Consider the following 18,609-nt stretch of genomic DNA (forward strand, 5'->3'; position numbering starts at 1 on the left):
CTAGCTCGCCTGCCGCACCGCGCCCGGCGGCGCGTGCTGCAGCGCCGAAGGCAGGCGCGCATCGAGGAGGCCGAACTGCCACACCAGCAGCGTGGCCACCGCGACCAGCGCCAGCGCGGCGAGCGCGGTCGCAAGGCCGCGCCGATCGGCGAAGGGGTCGTGGAGGATGCGGCTCGCGCGGCGCGGGACCTGCGCCGTCTTCGACAGCGAGGCGCCGAGCCGGACGTTGACCTTCATGCGGCCGTTGATGGCCCAGCCGCTGGCGTCGAGGATCGGGCCCAGGCTGCGCTGATGCAGCTTGAGCCAGGCGATCAGCATGCTGGGTCCCGAGATCGCGAGCACCATGCCGACGATCGCGATCGGTATCCACTGGCCGAGGTCGATGAACTTGCTGAACAGCGCCACCAGCACTGCGCTGATGCTGCCCATCGCGACGCCGATCGCAGCCACCGTGCCGACGTCGATGCGGCCCTGAGGAAGCGGCCGGATTGCAGGAGCAGCCGCCGGTGCGGCCACCGCGGCGCCGGCAGGCGGCGGCGCGCCCGCATGGGCCAGTGTGCTCGCGAGCGTTCCGAGCGTGCCCTGCGCACTGGCCTCGCTCGCCGCGGCACGCTTGGCCACCTGCTCCTCGATCATGCGGACGAACTTCTTGTAGGGCGAGAAGAAGGCCTGCGCCACGCTGGTCGGGTTCTCGATCAGGCGCGTGATGGTGGCATCCCAGTCATGGCCCTGGCGGTCGTAGAAGAGGCCGTTGCGGCCGACGAAGAGGAAGTCGACGTCGCCGGCCGTGAAGGCCGCGACGATGCCCATCTTGCGGCCCTCGCGCGTGCATTCGCAATAAGCCAGACAGGTCTTGGCGAGGCCCGCCAAGACTGCGTGCTGCTTGGCATCGGCGACCTGCACGGTGAGATCGCAGCTGCGACCGTCCAGGTACAGCGTTCCGGCCTGGAAGATCGCACCGACCCGGCGGTAGAAGTCGCTGAACGAGACGAAGTTGTTCAGCAGGCGCACGAGGTCGCGCTTGAAGCGCAGCAGCTTCTCGAGGTCGACCAGCCGGGCGTTGTGGCGCTCGACGCTCTCGTCCTCGGCAATCAGCGCCATCAGCGCCCCGCGCGTGTCGAGCAGTGTGGCGATGGCATCGACATCCTCGCCCGCCAGCGCACTGGCAGGCTTGCGTTCGAGCCACTGCTGGCTCGGTTCCAGCCGTTGCAGCAGGTCGTTCCACGCAGCCTCGTCGAGCACCTCGAGCGTGTCGCCGAGCACCGGCGCAACCGCCTGCTCGTGCAAGGCATCGAGCGCGTCGGCCCAGGCCGGGTTGGCGCCCTCGCGCAGCGGCAGGCTGCGTCCGGGCCGGATCGCGGCCAGGGGCAGGGCGGCAATGCCGTCGGTCTGCAGGTGAAGCGACTGCGCACCGAGCGCCTCGTAGTTCTCGCTCGAGGCATTGAGGGCGGCCACGGCCTGCGGATCGAAGGCAGCGACACGGCAGCGCGCGAAGAAGTCGTCGACCTTTTCGCGCACCGCATTCACGGCCTCGGCGGCGGCGAGCAGCACGGGGTCGTGCCCACCCGGCGCACCTTCGCCGGCATGCCACGCACGAAGCGCCTCGGCCTCGGCGAAGAAGGCCTCGGCGCGCATGCGGTCGATGCCGTCGATGCCGTTGCGGTCCTTCACGCTGCCGTGGGTCTGCACGATGCGAAGCAGGGTCGCGCGCACGGCCGCATCGTCCTTCGAGGTCTCGGGCGTGACGACGCCGTCGCCATTGAAGCGCATGGCGGTCAGCAGCTCGGTGCGCTGCACGACGTCGGCGAGCGCGATCATCTCGGCCCCTTCCTTGCCGGCCAGCGCGAGCACGCGTCGCGCCTCGTCCGCCAGCGTGATCGTCTCGTCGGGCTCGTCGGCGATGTCGGTGAGGGCGATCGCGTCGCTGCCTTCCATGAGGACGTCGGGATCGCGCAGGCGGGCGCAGGTCCATCGGCATGCCGCGATCAGCTCGGGCGCCCGGATGCGGCCGTCATGGTCGGTGTCGATCAGGTCGAGCGTGCGGGTGTCGAATTCCAGGCCGCGCGTGGGGCATGCCAGGGCCACCCACAGCTTCTGGTCGAGTTCGCCGATGTGGCGGACATCGGCGCCGTTGCGGATCACGACCTGGTCGACGCCTCCGGCTCGAAAGAACTGCCACTGATGTTGCTCCGACATTCGTGCGGCGCCCTCATTCGAGCGCCGCGTCGGCGTCCTTGCGGATCGAGTCGCGGTCGCGGTGGTCGAGGAGCCGGCCCAGCGTGCTGTCGAGCGAGCGCTTGAGCTTGTCCGAGGCTCCCCGGAAGGCCTCGTCGATGGTGGCGCCGTCGTGGCTGACGGCCAGGGGCTGATGGCCCGCGAGCCGCGCCTCCATGGTGCAGCGCTTGTCGGCGGCGCCGCCGCGGCGGCTGTTCTCGTCGCTCAGGTGGATCTCGACCCGCGTCACCTCGCCCGCGAAGCGCGACAGGTTCTGGCGCATCTCGCCATCGGCCCATTGTTCGAGTGTTTCCTTGTTCTCGATGCCGTTGCTGGTGTTGACCTGGATCTGCATGGAATTCCCTTCTTTCGGTGCGAGTCGTACGAGTCCTCACTGTGCGCCCTCGGGACGCCGGCGTGCGTAAGCATTTGGGCAAAGTGGTCGAGGTCGGAATGACCACATGCGCGTCCCGGCGACAATCGGACCTGCGATTTGCAAGAAAGTGAAAGAGTTTTCCGATGGCCATCCAGTGGTTCCCCGGTCACATGCACCTGACCCAGAAGGCCATTGCCGAGCGGATCAAGGACATCGACGTCGTGATCGAGCTGCTCGACGCCCGGCTGCCGGGCTCGAGCGCCAATCCCATGCTGGCCGAGCTGACCGGTCACAAGCCGGGGCTGAAGGTGCTCAACAAGCAGGACCTGGCCGACCCCGAGCGCACCGCACTCTGGCTTGCGCACTACAACGCCTTGCCCGACACGCGCGCCATCGGCCTCGACGCCAGCCTGACCACGCCTGCGCGCCAGCTGATCGAGGCCTGCCATGCGCTGGCGCCGTCGCGCGGCGGCATGGCGAAGCCGATGCGGGTGCTGATCTGCGGCATTCCCAACGTCGGCAAGTCGACCCTCATCAACACGCTGACCGGCAGCCGCAAGGCCAAGACCGGCGACGAGGCCGGCATCACCAAGCTCGAGCAGCGCATCGTGCTGGCCGACGACTTCTATCTCTGGGACACGCCCGGCATGCTGTGGCCGCGCATCATCGTGGCGCGCAGCGGCTTCAACCTGGCGGCCAGCGGCGCCATCGGGCGCAATGCCTTCGACGAGGAGGAGGTCGCGCTCGAACTGCTGGCCTACCTCAAGGGCCACTACGCGGGCCTGATCGAAGCCCGCTTCAAGATCGATCCCATCGGCGCGGCCACCGAAGACGAGGTGCTGGATGCCATCGGCCGCAAGCGCGGCGCGTTGCTGGGACGCGGCCGCGTCAACCTGCAGAAGGCGGCCGAGATCGTGATGAACGAGTTCCGCAGCGGCAACATCGGCCGCATCACGCTCGAGACGCCCGACGAGTTCGCCCGGTGGCTCGCAGCCGGCCAGCATGCCGATGCCGAGCGCGCGGCGAAGAAGGCGGCGCGCGGGCGCAAGAAGGGCTCGGGCCGGCGCGAGGACGCATCGGCACCGCCGGACCCCGAAGCCGCGCCCGACTAGGCGCCGCAAGGGCGCCTGCAGGAATCCGGGCGCCGGCCTATGCTCGCGGGCTGCCCGCGCCGCGTGCCGGGCTTCCCCAACCAAGGAGTTCCTGCATGCGACACCATTCCCTCGGCCGCACCGGCCTGTTCGTTTCCGAGCTCTGCCTGGGCACCATGACCTTCGGCGGCAGCGACGGCATCTGGAGCCAGATCGGCGACCTGCAGCAGGCCGACGCCGAACGGCTCGTGGGTCAGTCGCTCGATGCCGGCATCAACTTCATCGACACCGCGGACATCTATTCGGGCGGCGAGTCGGAGCGGATCACGGGCCGGGCCTTGCGCAACCTCAAGGTGCCGCGCGAGCAGGTCGTGATCGCGACCAAGGTCTTCGGCGAGGCGGGCCCCGGCCCCAACATGCGCGGGGCCTCCCGCGGCCACATCATGGACGGCGTGAAGGCCAGCCTGCAGCGCCTGCAGCTCGACCACATCGACCTTTACCAGATCCACGGTTTCGACCCGGCGACGCCGATCGAGGAGACGGTGCGGGCGCTCGACCAGCTGGTGCGCCACGGCCACGTGCGCTACGTGGGCGTGTCGAACTGGGCGGCCTGGCAGATCGCCAAGGCGCTCGGCATCTCCGAGCGGCTCGGCCTCGCGCGCTTCGAATCGCTGCAGGCCTACTACACCGTCGCCGGGCGCGACCTGGAGCGCGAGCTGATCCCTATGCTGCAGAGCGAAGGCCTGGGGCTGATGGTCTGGAGTCCGCTCGCGGGCGGCCTGCTGAGCGGCAAGTACGGGCGCGAGCAGCAGGGCGAGACCGGCAGCCGGCGCGTGAGCTTCGATTTCCCGCCGGTCGACAAGGAACGGGCCTGGGACTGCGTCGACGCCATGCGCCCGATCGCCGAGGCGCGCGGCGTCTCGGTCGCGCAGGTGGCGCTGGCCTGGCTGCTGCATCAGCCGCAGGTGACCAGCGTCATCGTCGGCGCCCGCCGTCCCGAGCAGCTGGCCGACAACCTCGCGGCCACGGCGCTCGCGCTCGACGCCGGCGAGCTGGCGCAGATCGATGCCGCCAGCCGCCTGCCGGCCGAATACCCGGGCTGGATGTTCGCGCGCCAGGGCGAGAACCGCCGCAAGCAGCTGGCCGAACGCCGCGCCTGAATGCGGAGGCGCGGCGGCCTGCCGGCCGCATCCTTGTGGCGACTTTAGGGTTGTCACTCTCCAGGGGGCGGGGTGGTTTCGCTTATGTTCGTCAGGCATTTCACCCCCCAAATCTGGAGACATTTCGATGCTCGTGCGTTTCAAGCTTCTTGCGGTGGCCGGCGCCATCGCCTTTTCCGCCGGCGCCTTCGCTGCCGATCCGATCAAGATCGGCGTCGACGGCCCGTTCACCGGCGGTTCGTCCTCGATGGGCGTCAGCATGCGCGACGGCGTTCGCCTCGCGGCCGAGGAAATCAACAAGAGCGGCGGCGTGCTGGGCCGTCCGATCCTGCTGGTGGAGCGCGACGACGAAGCCAAGAACGAGCGCGGCGTGCAGATCGCCCAGGAATTCATCAACAAGGAAAAGGTCGTGGCCGTGGTCGGCTACATCAACACCGGCGTCGCGCTGGCGTCGCAGCGCTTCTTCCAGGAAGCCAAGATCCCGGTGATGAACAACGTCGCGACCGGCTCGATCATCACGCGCCAGTTCGACAAGGAGCCCGACAACTACGTGTTCCGCAATGCCGCGCACGACAGCATCCAGGCGCCGATGATCGTGCAGGAGGCGGTGACCCGCCGCGGCTACAAGAAGGTCGCGATCCTGGCCGACTCGACCAACTACGGCCAGCTCGGCCGCGAAGACCTCGAGAAGGCGCTCAAGGCCAAGGGCATCACGCCCGTCGCGGTCGAGAAGTTCAACATCAAGGACGTCGACATGACGGCCCAGTTGCTCAAGGCCAAGGAAGCCGGCGCCGAAGCCGTGCTGACCTACGGCATCGGCCCCGAGCTGGCCCAGATCGCCAACGGCATGACCAAGCTGGGCTGGAAGGTGCCGATCATCGGCAGCTGGACGCTCTCGATGGCCAACTTCATCGACAACGCAGGCCCCGGCGGCGACGGTGCGCGCATGCCGCAGACCTTCATCCAGGAAGGCACGACGCCCAAGCGCAAGGAGTTCATCGCGAGCTACCTCAAGACCTTCAAGCCCAAGAACGACCGCATCGACTCGCCGGTGTCGGCGGCGCAGGGCTACGACTCCATCTACCTGCTGGCCGCCGCGATGAAGCAGGCCAACAGCACCGAAGGCCCGAAGATCAAGGCCGCGCTGGAAGACCTGCAGGCACCGGTCGCGGGCGTGGTCACGACCTACAACAAGCCCTTCTCGAAGACCGACCATGACGCGATCACGGCCAACATCCCGGTGTTCGGCGAAGTCAAGGGCGGGCGCGTGGTGTATGCCAACCCCGACGACATGAAGAATGCCGCACAGGTCCGCGTGAAGGACGTGGCGGCCAACGACGCCCTGCTGAAGCAGTAACCGCGCTGATGCGCCGGCGCCGCCCTGGGTCCTGCCCGCGGCGGCGCCTTTTCATGTCCAAAGCCATGCGGAAACCGCCATGCAAATCCTGACCCAACTTATCTTCAGCGGCATTGCGCTGGGCATGATCTATGCCGTCATCGCCTTCGGCTATCAGCTCACCTTCGCCACTTCGGACACACTCAATTTCGGCCAGGGCGATGCGCTGATGCTCGGCGCCCTGGTCGGCCTCACGCTCGTCACGCTGGGCGTGAACTACTGGCTCATGATCCCGATCGTCTGCCTGTTCGGCGCGATCCAGGGCGCCGTGGTGGAGCGCATCGGCGTGCGGCCCGCCATCAAGATCAAGTCGGAGTTCGGCTGGATCATGTCGACCATCGCGCTCGGCATCATCTTCAAGAACGTGGCCGAGAACGTCTGGGGCCGCGACGACCTCAAGTTCCCGTCGCCGCTGCCGGAAGCGCCGATCAAGTTCCTCAACGCCAACGTGCTGCCGATGGAAATCCTCGTGGTGGTCGGCGCCGTCCTCATGATGCTGGCGGTGGAAGTGTTCAACCGCCGCTCGATCTACGGCAAGGCCGTGGTCGCGACCTTCAACGACCGCGACGCGGCCAAGCTGATGGGCATCAACACCGGGCTCGTGATCACCTTCTCGTACGCGCTGTCGTCGATGACCGCCGCCTTCGCTGGCGTGCTGATCGCGCCGCTGACGCTGACCGGCGCCACCATGGGCGCGGTGCTGGGCCTCAAGGCCTTCGCGGTGGCGATCATCGGCGGGCTGACCAGCGGCATGGGCATCATCCTGGGCGGCATCATCCTCGGCATCGCCGAGACCACCACGGGCTTCTACCTGAGCACCGGCTACAAGGACGTTCCCGGCCTGGTGCTGCTGCTGATCGTGCTGGCGGTTCGTCCGGCCGGCCTGTTCGGCAAGACTGCGATCAAGAAGGTCTGAGCTGCACATGAATTCGAAAATCACGCGTTTCATCCTCGCGATCGCGGGCTTCGCAGCGCTCATGCTGTTCCCGGTCGCGGTCGACAACCCCTATTACATCCACCTGCTCGAGACCATCCTGATCTACGCGATCCTGCTGTTCGGGCTGGACATCGTGGTCGGCTACACGGGCCAGGTGTCGCTGGGCCATGCAGGCCTGTTCGGCCTCGGCGCCTACACCTCGGGCGTACTGGTCTACAAGCTGGGCGCGCCGCTGATGGTGGCGCTGATCGCCTCGATCGGGGTCACGGCGCTGTTCGGCGCGCTGCTGGCGCTGCCGGCGCTGCGCGTCACGGGACCGTACCTGGCGATGGTCACGCTGGCCTTCGGCACCATCATCCAGATCCTGATCAACGAGATGAGCTTCCTGACCGAGGGCCCGATGGGCATCAAGCTCAGCAAGCCGCCGCTGTTCGGCTACAAGCTCGACGAGCGCGAGTTCTACTGGCTCGTGGTCGTGATGCTGGTGCTGTCGCTGGTGGTGGTGCACCGCATCCTGCGCTCTCACCTGGGGCGCGCCTTCGAGGCGCTGCGCGGCAGCCCCGTCGCGTCGGACTGCATGGGCGTCTCGGTCTACCGCTACAAGGTCTACGCCTTCGTGATCAGCGCCGGCTTCGCGGGCCTGGCCGGCAGCCTGTATGCGTACTCGGAGCAGTACATCTCGCCCAACACCTACAACTTCGAGCTCACGGTGCTGTTCCTGCTCGCGGTGATCATGGGCGGGCGCAAGAGCCGCATCGGCGCGCTGCTGGGCGCCACCATCATCGTGCTGCTGCCCAAGCTGCTGGACGACGTGGAGCTCTTCCGCTATGTCTCGGTGGGCCTCGCGGTGCTGGTGATGGTCGTCGCGGTGGTCGGCGTGCAGCGCAAGCGCGTGACTGCGCAGCAGATGGTGATCCCGGTGGTCGGCAGCATCGCGCTGGCGGCCCTGGCCTTCTGGCTCAAGACCATGACCGACTGGCGGCTGTCGATCTTCGGCGTGATCATGCTGTTCGTCGTCTACTACCTGCAGGACGGCATCGTGGGCTTCGTGCGCAATGCGCTGAACCTGCGCCGGCCGAAGGCGCAGCTCGAGGTCGAGGGCCCGGGCATCGCACCGGCCGACGCCGTGTCGACCGCAGCCAAGGGCGGTGGCGAGCCCGAGGTGTTGCATGCGGCTGGCGTGCTGATGCAGTTCGGCGGACTGAAGGCGCTCAACAACGTCGACCTGAGCGTCAGGCGCGGCACCATCCACGGCCTGATCGGCCCCAACGGCTCGGGCAAGAGCACGATGATGAACGTGCTGACCGGCATCTACGTGCCGACCGCGGGCGCCATCAGCTTCGGCGGCCGCTCGCTGGTCGGGCGCACCTCGGCCGACATCGCGCTGTCGGGCATCGCGCGTACCTTCCAGAACGTGCAGCTGTTCGGCGAGATGACCGCGCAGCAGAACGTGCAGGTGGGCCTGCATCACACCTTCCGCAGCAACCTGCTGGACGTCTCGCTGCACACGCCGCGCTACAAGCGCGAGAGCGCCGCGGCCGCCAACCGCGCGCTGGGGCTGCTGAAGTTCGTCGGCCTCGCGGAATTCGCCAACGAGGAGGCGCGCAACCTGCCCTATGGCAAGCAGCGCCTGCTCGAGATCGCGCGCGCGCTCGCGCTCGACCCGCAGCTGCTGCTGCTCGACGAGCCCGCGGCCGGCCTCACGGCGCCCGACATCAAGGAGCTGATCGCGATCATCCGCAAGATCCGCGAACACGGCGTGACCGTGATCCTGATCGAGCACCACATGGACGTCGTGATGAGCATGTGCGACACGGTGTCGGTGCTCGACTTCGGCCAGAAGATCGCCGAGGGCGAACCCGCGGCCGTGCAGTCCGACCCGAAGGTCATCGAAGCCTATCTCGGCGGCCAGGACGCCGAGCCGCAGCCTGCCTAAGGAAACAGATGCTCACCATCAAGAATCTATCGGCCGGCTACGGCAAGGTGCAGGTGCTGCAAGGCGTCTCGATCGACGTGCCCAAGGGCAAGATCGTGACGCTGATCGGCTCCAACGGCGCCGGCAAGACCACCACCATGCGTGCGGTGTCCGGCATGATCCAGCCGACCGCGGGCGAGATCACGCTCAACGGCAAGCGCATCGACGGCCTCGAGTCGTATCACATCGCCAAGCTCGGCCTCGCGCACTCGCCCGAGGGCCGGCGCGTGTTCGCCACCATGACCGTGACCGACAACCTCACGCTCGGCGCCTTCCCGCGCCTGACCGGCAGCCGTCCGCGCGGCGACGTGCCGGGCGACCTCGAGCGTGCGCTCGACCTGTTCCCGCGGCTCAAGGAGCGGCGCACGCAGCTGGCCGGCACGCTGTCCGGCGGCGAACAGCAGATGCTCGCGATGGCGCGCGCCGTGATGCTGAACCCCGAGGTGGTGCTGCTCGACGAGCCCTCGATGGGCCTCGCGCCGATCCTGGTCGCCGAGGTGTTCCGCATCATCGAGCGGCTCAAGCAGGAGGGCGTCACCATGCTGCTGGTGGAGCAGTTCGCGGCCGCCGCGCTGGGCGTGGCCGACTACGGCTACGTGCTCGAGAACGGCCGCATCTCGCTGCACGGGCCGGCCGAGAAGCTGCGCAACGATCCGGGGGTGAAGGCGGCCTACCTCGGCAGCGGGCACTGAGCAAGGGCATCGGAGGCGGGCGCCGGCGACCCGCGCTTCGGTGCGGGAGAATCGGTGCCATGACCGAAGCCCAGCCCATCCTCGAAGTCCTCCCGCGCGACATCAGCGCCTACCGCCAAGGCAACACCGGCATCGACTACGTGCACCGTTTCGAATCGGGCAAGCCGGGCCCGAAGGTGCTGATCAACGCGCTCACGCACGGCAACGAGATCTGCGGCATGGTGGCCGCGGCGCACCTGCTCGACACGAACGTGCGGCCGCTGATCGGCACGCTCACCGTGAGCTTCGCGCACGTCGAGGCCTACGATGCCTTCGATCCCGTGAAGCCCTTCGACAACCGCCAGATCGTCCACAACCTCAATCGAGTCTGGTCCGACGAATGGCTCGACGGCCCCGAGGACAGCCCCGAACTGCGGCGCGCGCGAGCGCTGCGGCCGATCGTGAAGGACGCCGACCACATCCTCGACATCCATTCCACGAGCCAGGACGTGGTGCCGTTCTGGGTCTATCCGGATTTCGAGCGCAATGCCCGCGTGGCGATGGCGATCGGCCTGCCGCCGGTGCACCTCGTGATGCCGAGCGGCCTGGGCTCGGGCACGCCGCTGATCCAGCACGGGCTGCACGCCGGCGCAGATGCGCCGGGCGCTGCGATGGTGGTCGAGTGCGGGCAGCACTTCAGGCAGTCGGCGGCCGACCTGGCAACCGAAGTGGCGCTGCGCTTCCTGGCCCACTTCGGGCTCATCGAGCGCGCAGGCGCGGTGGCCCCGGCCGCGCCGCAGCGGCGTTTCGAGCTGCTGCAGACGCACATGATCAAGTTCGAGGATTTCCGCTTCGTGCGTCCCTTCGTCGGCTTCGAGACCTTCGCCCAAGGCGAGCTGATCGCCACCCAGGGCCCCGAGGAGATCCGTTCGCCCTGCGACGGCTGCACGATCTTCATGCCGGCCCAGCGCGCGATCGTGGGCCGCGAGGCGGTGTACCTCACGAGACCGCTGCAGGATTGATTCAGCCGGCGACGAAGAGCGCCGGATCCACCATCGCCTGATTCAGCATCACCGACCAATGCAGATGCGGTCCGGTCACGCGGCCGGTCGCGCCGACCGCCGCCAGGCGCTCGCCCGTCTGCAGCAGGTCGCCGGGCTTCGCGTCGATCCGGCTCAGGTGGCAGTACATCGTGAGCAGCCCGCCGCCATGGTCGAGCCAGACGGTGCCGCCGTTGAAGAAATAGTCGCCGGTGTCGATCACGCGGCCTTGCAGCGGCGCCAGCACCGGCGTGCCGGTGCCGGCCGCGATGTCCATGCCGCTGTGCGGATTGCGCGACTGGCCGTTGAAGACGCGGCGCAGTCCGAAGGAACTCGACCGGCGGCCCGGCACCGGCACCGCCATCCGGAGGTCCTGCAGGGCAGGCGGCGCGCTGAAGGTCGCGGTCACGCTCGCCAGGTGCAGGCGTTCGCGTTCGTAGCGCGCCTGGTCGGCGGCCGAGAGGTCGACCGTGCCGGGCGCCACCTTGAGGCGCTGCTCCTGGTATTTCTTGGGTGCGACCACATAGGCGATCTGCCGCTCGCGGCCGCTCTCGTCGCGCACCGAGATGCGCGCGTTGCCGGGCGCCGCCGCCAGCGGAATGCCGACCAGCGCCGTCCATTCGATCGCGTCGCCGATCACCAGCAGCGGCAGGCCGGCCTCGGTGCGTGCGAGCGGCCGCTCAGCCGCCGGGCCGAGCGACAGGCGAGCGACGCCGCCCGGGACCTGCGCGCCGTGCGGCCGCAGCGCGGCATCCGTCGAAGCCGAAGTCGAAGCAGGCGAGGGCGCAGCACCGGCGCGCAGCGGCGGCAGCGCGAGCAGGCCCGCGGTCGCGAGAAGCAGCGAGCGTCGCTCCATGTCCGGGCGCCGCCTCACTTGCCCCAGCCGTCCCTCATGCCGGCTGCGCGATTGAAGACGCGCGTGCCGGCCGCGGCGGCCTTCGCATCGACCACGAAGTAGCCGTGGCGCTCGAACTGGAAGCCCGCGCCGCCCTCGGCCGCGTGGGCCAGCGAGGGCTCGACGAAGGCCTGCGCGGTCAACAGGCTGTCGCGGTTGAGCTCGTCGAGCAGTTCGCCGCTGCCGGGTTGCGCAGCCGCGAAGAGGCGCTCGTAGAGCCGCACCTCGGCCGGCAGTGCATCGGCGGCGGCCACCCAGGTGATGTTGCCCTTGACCTTGATCGCGTCGGCGCCGGGCGTGCCGCTCTTGGTGTCGGGCACCAGCAGTGCCTGCACCTCGAGCAGCCGGCCTTCCGCATCGCGCGTGGCGCCGGTGCATTCGATCGTGTGGCCGTACTTGAGCCGCACCTTGTTGCCCGGGAACAGGCGGAAGAAGCCCTTGGGCTGCACGTCCTCGTAGTCGGTGCGCTCGATCCAGACTTCGCGGCCGATCTTGAAGCTGCGCTGGCCGCGCTCGGGATGGTGCGGATGGACGGGTGCCGTGCAGTCGTCGAGAAAGCCGGCGCCCATCAGCTCGTCCCAGTTCGTGATGACGAGAGGGACCGGGTCGAGCACCGCCATCGCACGCGGCGCGATCGGGTCGAGCGTGTCGCGCAGCGCGGCCTCGAGGCTCGCGTAGTCGATCCAGCCACCCGACTTGGTGACGCCCGAGCGCTCGCAGAACAGCTTGAGCGCGGCCGGCGTGTAGCCGCGGCGGCGCAGGCCGGCCAGCGTGGGCATGCGCGGATCGTCCCAGCCGTCGACATGCTTTTCCTCGACCAGCTGGCGCAGCCGCCGCTTGCTGGTGATGACGTGCGTGACGTTGAGCCGCGCGAACTCGTACTGGCGCGGATGCGGCGTCGCGATCAGGCCGCCTTCGGCGAGGCGGTCGAGCAGCCAGTCGTAGAAGGGGCGCTGGTCCTCGAACTCGAGCGTGCAGATGCTGTGCGTGATCTGCTCGAGCGCGTCCTCGATCGGATGCGCGAAGGTGTACATCGGGTAGATGCACCAGGTGTCGCCGGTGTTGTGGTGGGTCGCCCGCCGGATGCGGTAGAGCGCCGGATCGCGCATGTTGATGTTCGGGCTCGCCATGTCGATGCGCGCGCGCAGCACCGCGGCGCCGTCGGCGAGCTGGCCGTCGCGCATGGCACGAAAGCGCGCCAGGTTCTCTTCGGGCGTGCGGCCGCGGAAGGGGCTGTCGGTGCCCGGCGTGTTGAAGTCGCCGCGCGTGGCGCGGATCTGCTCGGCGCTTTGCTCGTCGACATAGGCCAGGCCGGCGCCGATCAGGTATTCGGCTGCCCGGTACATGAAGTCGAAGTAGTTACTTGCGAAGTACACATGCTCGTCGACTTCGCCAGGCTGGCGCGGGTTGTCGGCCAGCCGGGTGTCGTAACCCAGCCATTGCACGGCGTCGCGGATCGCGTCGACGTATTCCTGCTCTTCCTTTTCGGGGTTGGTGTCGTCGAAGCGCAGGTGGCAGACGCCGCCGTATTCCTTCGCGAGCTCGAAATTCAGCCAGATGCTCTTGGCGTGGCCGATGTGCAGGTAGCCGTTGGGCTCCGGAGGGAAGCGCATGCGCACCTTGGCCGGGTCCTGCATGCCTTGCGCATGGTGGGCGGCGTCGCCGGGCGATCCACCCCAGGTACGGGCGGAATACTGGCCCTGTTCGAGGTCGTTTTCGATCACGTGGCGCAGGAAATTGCTCGGCTTGGTGCTGTCGTGGTCTGCAGGGGAAGTCATGTGCTCATTCTAGGTGGGCCCCCAGGGCGGGTTACCTTTGGCAACCTTCTTCACACGCCAGCGTGCACCACCTTCACAGCTCCCGCGTTGAATACACACATGGCGGCCAACACCCGCCAGTCACAAGGAGTTCCACCATGAGCCAAACCAGATTCTTCAAATGGGCCGCTGCCGGCCTCGTCGCGGCAGGCGCGCTGTTCGCCACCGCCTCGGCCAGCGCCGCGGTCGGCTGGTCGGTCGGCGTCAACGTGCCTGGCGTGGCGATCGGCGTCGCCGCGCCGCAACCCTATTACGCGCCGGCGCCGGTCTACGTGGCACCGGCACCGGTCTACTATCCGCCGCCGCCCGCCTACTACGGCCCGCCGCCGCGCTACTACCGTCCGGCGCCTGTCTACTACGCGCCGCCGCGTGCCTACTACGGGCCGGGCCCGGGCTACTACCGGCCCGCGCCGGGTTACCGCGGCAACGGCCACCACCACAACGGCTACTACCGCTGAGGCCAACCGAGCAAATCTGCTGTCACCCAGAGAAAAACCGGCCCGTATCGACGGGCCGGTTTTTTTTCGACCGCGCCAGGCGCGGCGGGCGCATCACATGGCGCGGAACAGGTGGGCGTAGAGGCGGCTCACGGGAATCTTCTCGTCGCGCCCGCGCAGCGTAAGGTGCTGCTTGCCAGCCTCGTCGCGATGCACGGCGTCGATCGCGCCCGCGCGCACCACCACTGCCCGGTGCACCTGCCAGAAGACCTCGGCGTCTAGCTGCGGCAGCAACTGGCGCAGCGGCGTGCGGATCAGGTACTCGTGGCCGGCCGTGAGCACGCGCACGTACTTGTCGGCGGCCTCGAAGTACAGCACCTCGTCGATCGGGATCATGCGCACGCTCTGGCCGCTGGAGCCGGCCTCGCTGGCGGCGATCAGCCGGATCGGCGCAGACGGCGTACCCGGCGCACCCGGCGCGGTTGCGCCCGCCGCCGCCAGCGCCTTCTGCCACTGGGCCAGCGTGCCCGCGAGGTCGGCCTCGGCAGCCTGCGCAGAAGCCGGGGCACGCGTCGCCATGGCCTGTTGCAGGCGTGCCACCGTGCGGCGCAGGCGCTCGGGCTGCACCGGTTTGAGAACGTAGTCGATCGCCTCGGCCTCGAACGCGCGGGCCGCGTATTCGTCGTAGGCGGTGACGAACACCAGCTGCGGCATCGGCGCCTCGTCGACCGGCCAGGCATCGGCCAGCTCGGCCGCGACCCCGAGGCCGTCGAGCCCCGGCATCCGGATGTCGAGGAACAGCACCCGTGGCAGCCGCTCGAGCGCCTCGCGCACGGCGCTGCGGCCGTCGCGCACGCTCGCCAGCACCTCGAGCTCCGGCCAGGCCGCAGCCAGCTCGGCGCGCAGGGCCTGCGCGAGCAGCGGTTCGTCTTCGGCGATCAGGGCGGTGGGAAGAGGGGCGTTCATGGGCAGGCGAGCGGCCGGGCAGCGGGTGTCGGCTTGCCGAGCGGCAGCACGATGGTGGCACAGACGCCTCCGCCGGGCGGCGTGCTCAGCGCGAGGCTGGCCTCGGCGCCGTAGATGGTCTCGAGCCGCTCGCGCACCTGCGCCACGCCGAAGCCGCCGGCGGAGGGCGCGTCGCCTGCCGGTGCATCGATGCCGACGCCGGTGTCGATCAGCTCGATCACCAGCCGTTTGCCATCCTGGCGCGCCCGCACCGTGACCTGGCCCCCTTCGACCTTGGGCTCGAGGCCGTGCCGGATGCTGTTCTCGACCAGCGGCTGCAGCATCAGCGGCGGGACCGGCACCGCGCGCAGCGCATCGGGCAGCTCGAGCACGAAACGCAGCCGGTCGCCCATGCGTACCGCCATCAGTTCGAGATAGTCGGAAAGCCGCTCGAACTCGGCCGCAAGCGGATGCGACAGCGCGCGCGAGCCGCTCAGGGTCACGCGCAGGTAGCCGTTGAGGCGGTCGAGCATGGCGATCGCGCGCGGCGGATCGGTGGCGATCAGCGCACGCAGGTTGGCCAGCGTGTTGAACAGCATGTGCGGCTCGAGCTGGGTTTCGAGCAGCTTGAGGCGCGCATCGGCAGCGTCGCGCTGGGCCAGCGCGATCTCGCCCTCGAGGTACTTGCTCTTGCCGCGGCTGTAATAGAAGTAGCAGATCGCGATGCCAGCCAGCACCGTGATCACGATGGTGGAAGCGAAGCTGTGCGAATGCAGGAAATCGAAGGCCTTCGCGCCGCTGTAGGCGTCGCCGATCGCGTTGCCGCCGAAGAAGCCGGTCGCGATGCCGACGATGACCAGCACGAAGCCGCGCGCGCCGTGGGGCCACAGGCTCTGGTCGCTCAGCGCGAGCCGGCCGATGTCGATCACGAACCAGCTGATCATCCCGATGGCGAGCGAATAGACCAGCTGCACGTCCCATCGGCCCCGCCCCGACAACGCCAGCGCGGCGGCGATCAGGCACGAGAAGGCGACGGTGCTCAGGCCGTGCCGAAGCAGGTCGAGCGCGCTCTCGCGCGTGAGGTTGCGTCTGAGATTGGCGATCACCAGGGGTCTCCGGCGCCCAGCGCCTTGCGTTCGCGCGCCAGCAGCCGTTCGTACAGGTCGCCGCCCGGCGCCACGAAGAAGACCACCGCGCCGTGGATCAGCAGGCCGAGTCCCCAGCCCAGCAGCGGGTAGATCGCCCAGCCGTGGCCGCGCGAGGCCGCAAGGCCGACCAGCCCGAGGTTCACGACCAGGTAGACCGCCGCGTGCAGGTACCAGCCCAGCTTGGCACCGGCGCGGCGGCGCGCCAGCCGTTCGACGGCATCGGGTTCGGTGGAGCGGGAGGAACGGGAGGAGTGGGAAGAGCGGAAGGAGGAAGTCATGGCGGGCGCCTCGGACAGTGGATTGTTGCGAACGGGAGTCGGCCGGCGATGGGGATCGACCCTATCAGGCCTGCAGGGCGTCGATGGCCGGGGCGGCCTGGGCGCTGCCGCGCCGGTCGGCGGCGATGGCCAGCTTCCACAGGCGCAGGGCCCGCCCCGCGAAGAGGCCCGTGAAGGTGCCGTAGAAGGCGCTGATGCCGATCGCGAACGCGGCCTGGCGGGCAAGCTGCGGATGCAGCGCGAGCAGCACGCCGACACCGTACTTGGTAAAGAAGATGCCCATCATCAGCACCAGCGGCACCGCGCTGCCCGGCATGGCGAAGCGGCGCGAGCCGGGCTCGTAGCGGATGCCTCGCGGCACCGGGCGCCGGAGCACGAAGGCCAGCAGCACCAGCGCGGCGGCCGCCCAGGCGAGCAGCGCGGAGGGCGAATCGCCGAAGGCCGAGGCGACGCCGAAGATCGACAGGCCGGTCATCACCACCGGCAGCAGCGTCACGCGGAACAGGCTGAGCCCATGGGCGAACAGCTGCCTTGCGCCCAGCCACAGCAGCGTGGCGAAGAGAACGTAGACCCACTTGGGGGTGTGCATGAAGATCTGGCTCAGCATGGTGGTCATGGTCTGCTCCTGGAGGGAATGGGGGGAGGGAAGCGGTTCGGCGGTCGATGGGCGGACTGTGCCGAGGGCCGCCCGGGGCCGCCACGCCGATGCGACGAACCGCCTTCCGGCGGCGCCAGATGCATTTCGCGGGCGCGGGATGCGGCCGCGGCAGTCGGTCCGGGCCGGCTTTACCGAGGCTTTACGGTTCGTAAGCCGTGGACGCTACGATTCGGCGCTCCACTACCTGCTGCCGCCTTTTCGCCCCTGCCCATTCCATGTCGTCTCCCTATCCAGAGCCCCTTGCCGAAGAATCCCCAGCGCCGCGTCGGCCGCCTTCCCGGCGCCGTCGCTGGCTCGGCAGCCTGCTGGCGCTGATCGTGGTGCTGGCGCTCGCGGGAGCGGCCTGGTACGTGGTGAAACGCTCGAACGAGCCGGCTGCGGGCCGCGGCCCCGGCGGCCCCGGGGGCGGATTCGGCGGCGCCAGTTCCACGGTCGGCCATGCGGCCGCGCGCCGCATGGACCTGCCCATCCTGATCGATGCCCTGGGCACCGTGACGCCGCTGGCGACCGTCACGCTCAAGCCGCAGGTCGGCGGCGTGCTGACCGAGGTTCTCTACACCGAGGGCCAGACCGTCAGCAAGGGCCAGCTGTTGGCGCGCATCGATCCCCGCCCCTACGAACAGGCGCTGATGCAGGCACAGGGCAACCGTGCGCGCGACGAGGCCCAGCTCGAAGCCGCCCGCGTCACCCTGTCGCGCTACCGCACGCTCCTGGGCCAGGACTCGATCGCGCGCCAGGACGTCGACACCCAGTCGGCGCTGGTCAAGCAGCTCGAAGGCACGGTCCTCACCGACCGTGCGGCCGAGGCCGCGGCCAGGCTCAACCTCGACTACACCCGTGTCACGTCACCGGTCGCCGGCCGCATCGGCCTGCGCACGGTCGATCCGGGCAACATCGTCACGGCCAACGCCGCGACCGGCATCGCGGTGATCACGCAGATGAACCCGATCGACGTCCAGTTCGCGGTGCCGCAGGACCGCGTGCCCGACATCCAGGCCCAGCTCGCCAAGGGCGCGCCGCTGGCGGTGAAGGCGCTCGACCGCGTGCGCAGCGCGGTGCTCGACACCGGCACCTTCTCCACCCTCGACAACGTGGTCGACACCAGCACGGGCACGGTACGCGCCAAGGCGCGCTTCAACAACGTCGGCACGCCGCTGTTCCCGAACCAGTTCGTCAACGTGCAGATGGTGCTGCGCACGGTCGACGCGATCGTGGTGCCGGTCACGGCCGTGCGTACCGGGCCGAGCGGCAATTTCGTCTATGTCGTCAACGAGGACCGCACGGTGTCGATGCGCCCGGTCAAGCGCGGCGAGGCCACGGTCGACGTGGTGGCGATCGTCGACGGCCTGAAGGACGGCGAGCTGGTGGTCACCGAGGGCGGCGACCGCCTGAAGGACGGCGCACGCGTGCTGCTGCAGGGCGACAAGCCGAGCGCGGCGCCGCGGCAGCGGACGCCGGGGGCCCGCGGCCCGGGCGGCCCGGGTGCGCCTGGCGCTGCGGGCGCCCCGGGTTCGCAGGGCGCGCCCAACGGCGAGGGCCGCCGCCAGCGGCCGCCGCCGCAATAAGGGGCG

At 69.2% G+C, this 18,609-nt stretch carries 17 protein-coding genes; 9 read left to right on the forward strand and 8 right to left on the reverse strand.

The genetic code is table 11. The annotated features are described in order from the left end of the window. Positions 1 to 2,196 carry a hypothetical protein gene (locus tag QTH87_RS05345; RefSeq protein WP_286607492.1) on the reverse strand — a complete coding sequence of 732 codons (2,196 nt, stop codon included), beginning with the start codon at positions 2,194 to 2,196 and terminating at the stop codon, positions 1 to 3. 13 nt (positions 2,197 to 2,209) lie between these two features. Further along, on the reverse strand, positions 2,210 to 2,569 hold the full coding sequence (locus QTH87_RS05350) for an HPF/RaiA family ribosome-associated protein (protein WP_286607493.1): 360 nt from the start codon (positions 2,567 to 2,569) through the stop codon (positions 2,210 to 2,212). Between the two features lie 164 nt (positions 2,570 to 2,733). Between QTH87_RS05350 and ylqF the strand changes: the two genes are divergently transcribed. From ylqF to QTH87_RS05385, 7 genes are all read left to right on the forward strand, one after another. Next, a complete protein-coding gene (ylqF, locus tag QTH87_RS05355) occupies positions 2,734 to 3,702 on the forward strand; it encodes a ribosome biogenesis GTPase YlqF (protein ID WP_286607494.1) in 969 nt (322 codons plus the stop codon). 95 nt (positions 3,703 to 3,797) lie between these two features. Further along, entirely contained in the window at positions 3,798 to 4,841 is a 1,044-nt protein-coding gene (locus QTH87_RS05360) for an aldo/keto reductase (RefSeq protein WP_286607495.1), read from the forward strand. Between the two features lie 127 nt (positions 4,842 to 4,968). Beyond that, the gene (locus QTH87_RS05365) at positions 4,969 to 6,198 is read left to right on the forward strand and encodes an ABC transporter substrate-binding protein (protein ID WP_286607496.1); all 1,230 of its coding nucleotides are present in this window, start codon (positions 4,969 to 4,971) and stop codon (positions 6,196 to 6,198) included. Positions 6,199 to 6,277: 79 nt separating this feature from the next. Continuing rightward, a complete protein-coding gene (locus tag QTH87_RS05370; RefSeq protein ID WP_286607497.1) occupies positions 6,278 to 7,153 on the forward strand; it encodes a branched-chain amino acid ABC transporter permease in 876 nt (291 codons plus the stop codon). Positions 7,154 to 7,160: 7 nt separating this feature from the next. Next, the gene (locus QTH87_RS05375; protein WP_286607498.1) at positions 7,161 to 9,110 is read left to right on the forward strand and encodes a branched-chain amino acid ABC transporter ATP-binding protein/permease; all 1,950 of its coding nucleotides are present in this window, start codon (positions 7,161 to 7,163) and stop codon (positions 9,108 to 9,110) included. 8 nt (positions 9,111 to 9,118) lie between these two features. Next, on the forward strand, positions 9,119 to 9,841 hold the full coding sequence (locus QTH87_RS05380; protein WP_286607499.1) for an ABC transporter ATP-binding protein: 723 nt from the start codon (positions 9,119 to 9,121) through the stop codon (positions 9,839 to 9,841). Positions 9,842 to 9,900: 59 nt separating this feature from the next. Beyond that, positions 9,901 to 10,842: a M14 family metallopeptidase gene (locus QTH87_RS05385; protein ID WP_286607500.1), complete on the forward strand. Its 942-nt coding sequence runs from the start codon at positions 9,901 to 9,903 to the stop codon at positions 10,840 to 10,842. Position 10,843: 1 nt separating this feature from the next. On the opposite strand, the gene QTH87_RS05390 is transcribed toward QTH87_RS05385, so the two are convergent. After that, positions 10,844 to 11,716 (reverse strand): M23 family metallopeptidase, encoded by an 873-nt coding sequence (locus tag QTH87_RS05390; protein ID WP_286607501.1) that lies wholly within the window; start codon positions 11,714 to 11,716, stop codon positions 10,844 to 10,846. A 14-nt stretch (positions 11,717 to 11,730) separates the two neighbouring features. Further along, a complete protein-coding gene (locus QTH87_RS05395; RefSeq protein WP_286607502.1) occupies positions 11,731 to 13,533 on the reverse strand; it encodes a glutamine--tRNA ligase/YqeY domain fusion protein in 1,803 nt (600 codons plus the stop codon). Between the two features lie 137 nt (positions 13,534 to 13,670). On the opposite strand from QTH87_RS05395, the gene QTH87_RS05400 reads away from it, so the two are divergent. Next, positions 13,671 to 14,030, forward strand: coding sequence for a hypothetical protein (locus tag QTH87_RS05400; RefSeq protein WP_286607503.1), 360 nt, complete (start codon positions 13,671 to 13,673; stop codon positions 14,028 to 14,030). A 93-nt stretch (positions 14,031 to 14,123) separates the two neighbouring features. Here the strand turns inward: QTH87_RS05400 and QTH87_RS05405 are convergent, their stop codons facing one another. The 4 genes from QTH87_RS05405 to QTH87_RS05420 form a co-directional block, all read right to left on the reverse strand. Further along, positions 14,124 to 14,975 (reverse strand): LytR/AlgR family response regulator transcription factor, encoded by an 852-nt coding sequence (locus tag QTH87_RS05405; RefSeq protein ID WP_286607504.1) that lies wholly within the window; start codon positions 14,973 to 14,975, stop codon positions 14,124 to 14,126. Beyond that, on the reverse strand, positions 14,972 to 16,057 hold the full coding sequence (locus QTH87_RS05410) for a sensor histidine kinase (protein ID WP_444812753.1): 1,086 nt from the start codon (positions 16,055 to 16,057) through the stop codon (positions 14,972 to 14,974). The genes QTH87_RS05405 and QTH87_RS05410 overlap by 4 nt, the downstream gene beginning before the upstream one ends. Continuing rightward, complete coding sequence (locus tag QTH87_RS05415) at positions 16,057 to 16,380, reverse strand: 2TM domain-containing protein (protein ID WP_286607506.1); 324 nt, start codon at positions 16,378 to 16,380, stop codon at positions 16,057 to 16,059. Before QTH87_RS05415 ends, QTH87_RS05410 begins: the two co-directional genes overlap by 1 nt. A 64-nt stretch (positions 16,381 to 16,444) precedes the next feature. Further along, positions 16,445 to 16,996, reverse strand: coding sequence for a DUF6622 family protein (locus tag QTH87_RS05420; protein ID WP_353506138.1), 552 nt, complete (start codon positions 16,994 to 16,996; stop codon positions 16,445 to 16,447). 257 nt (positions 16,997 to 17,253) lie between these two features. Here QTH87_RS05420 and QTH87_RS05425 point away from each other — a divergent pair, with 257 nt between their 5' ends. Continuing rightward, entirely contained in the window at positions 17,254 to 18,603 is a 1,350-nt protein-coding gene (locus QTH87_RS05425) for an efflux RND transporter periplasmic adaptor subunit (protein WP_286607507.1), read from the forward strand. Positions 18,604 to 18,609: the final 6 nt, after the last annotated feature.

The organism is Variovorax jilinensis (assembly GCF_030316885.1).
Taxonomy (GTDB): Bacteria; Pseudomonadota; Gammaproteobacteria; order Burkholderiales; family Burkholderiaceae_C; genus Variovorax; species Variovorax jilinensis.

What these genes read in the sequence shown, in the direction of transcription:
- QTH87_RS05345 (WP_286607492.1), bottom strand. Translation starts at nt 2,196, where the DNA reads ATGTCGGAGCAACATCAGTGGCAGTTCTTTCGAGCCGGAGGCGTCGAC.
- QTH87_RS05350 (WP_286607493.1), bottom strand. Translation starts at nt 2,569, where the DNA reads ATGCAGATCCAGGTCAACACCAGCAACGGCATCGAGAACAAGGAAACA.
- ylqF (WP_286607494.1), top strand. Translation starts at nt 2,734, where the DNA reads ATGGCCATCCAGTGGTTCCCCGGTCACATGCACCTGACCCAGAAGGCC.
- QTH87_RS05360 (WP_286607495.1), top strand. Translation starts at nt 3,798, where the DNA reads ATGCGACACCATTCCCTCGGCCGCACCGGCCTGTTCGTTTCCGAGCTC.
- QTH87_RS05365 (WP_286607496.1), top strand. Translation starts at nt 4,969, where the DNA reads ATGCTCGTGCGTTTCAAGCTTCTTGCGGTGGCCGGCGCCATCGCCTTT.
- QTH87_RS05370 (WP_286607497.1), top strand. Translation starts at nt 6,278, where the DNA reads ATGCAAATCCTGACCCAACTTATCTTCAGCGGCATTGCGCTGGGCATG.
- QTH87_RS05375 (WP_286607498.1), top strand. Translation starts at nt 7,161, where the DNA reads ATGAATTCGAAAATCACGCGTTTCATCCTCGCGATCGCGGGCTTCGCA.
- QTH87_RS05380 (WP_286607499.1), top strand. Translation starts at nt 9,119, where the DNA reads ATGCTCACCATCAAGAATCTATCGGCCGGCTACGGCAAGGTGCAGGTG.
- QTH87_RS05385 (WP_286607500.1), top strand. Translation starts at nt 9,901, where the DNA reads ATGACCGAAGCCCAGCCCATCCTCGAAGTCCTCCCGCGCGACATCAGC.
- QTH87_RS05390 (WP_286607501.1), bottom strand. Translation starts at nt 11,716, where the DNA reads ATGGAGCGACGCTCGCTGCTTCTCGCGACCGCGGGCCTGCTCGCGCTG.
- QTH87_RS05395 (WP_286607502.1), bottom strand. Translation starts at nt 13,533, where the DNA reads ATGACTTCCCCTGCAGACCACGACAGCACCAAGCCGAGCAATTTCCTG.
- QTH87_RS05400 (WP_286607503.1), top strand. Translation starts at nt 13,671, where the DNA reads ATGAGCCAAACCAGATTCTTCAAATGGGCCGCTGCCGGCCTCGTCGCG.
- QTH87_RS05405 (WP_286607504.1), bottom strand. Translation starts at nt 14,975, where the DNA reads ATGAACGCCCCTCTTCCCACCGCCCTGATCGCCGAAGACGAACCGCTG.
- QTH87_RS05415 (WP_286607506.1), bottom strand. Translation starts at nt 16,380, where the DNA reads ATGACTTCCTCCTTCCGCTCTTCCCACTCCTCCCGTTCCTCCCGCTCC.
- QTH87_RS05420 (WP_353506138.1), bottom strand. Translation starts at nt 16,996, where the DNA reads ATGACCACCATGCTGAGCCAGATCTTCATGCACACCCCCAAGTGGGTC.
- QTH87_RS05425 (WP_286607507.1), top strand. Translation starts at nt 17,254, where the DNA reads ATGTCGTCTCCCTATCCAGAGCCCCTTGCCGAAGAATCCCCAGCGCCG.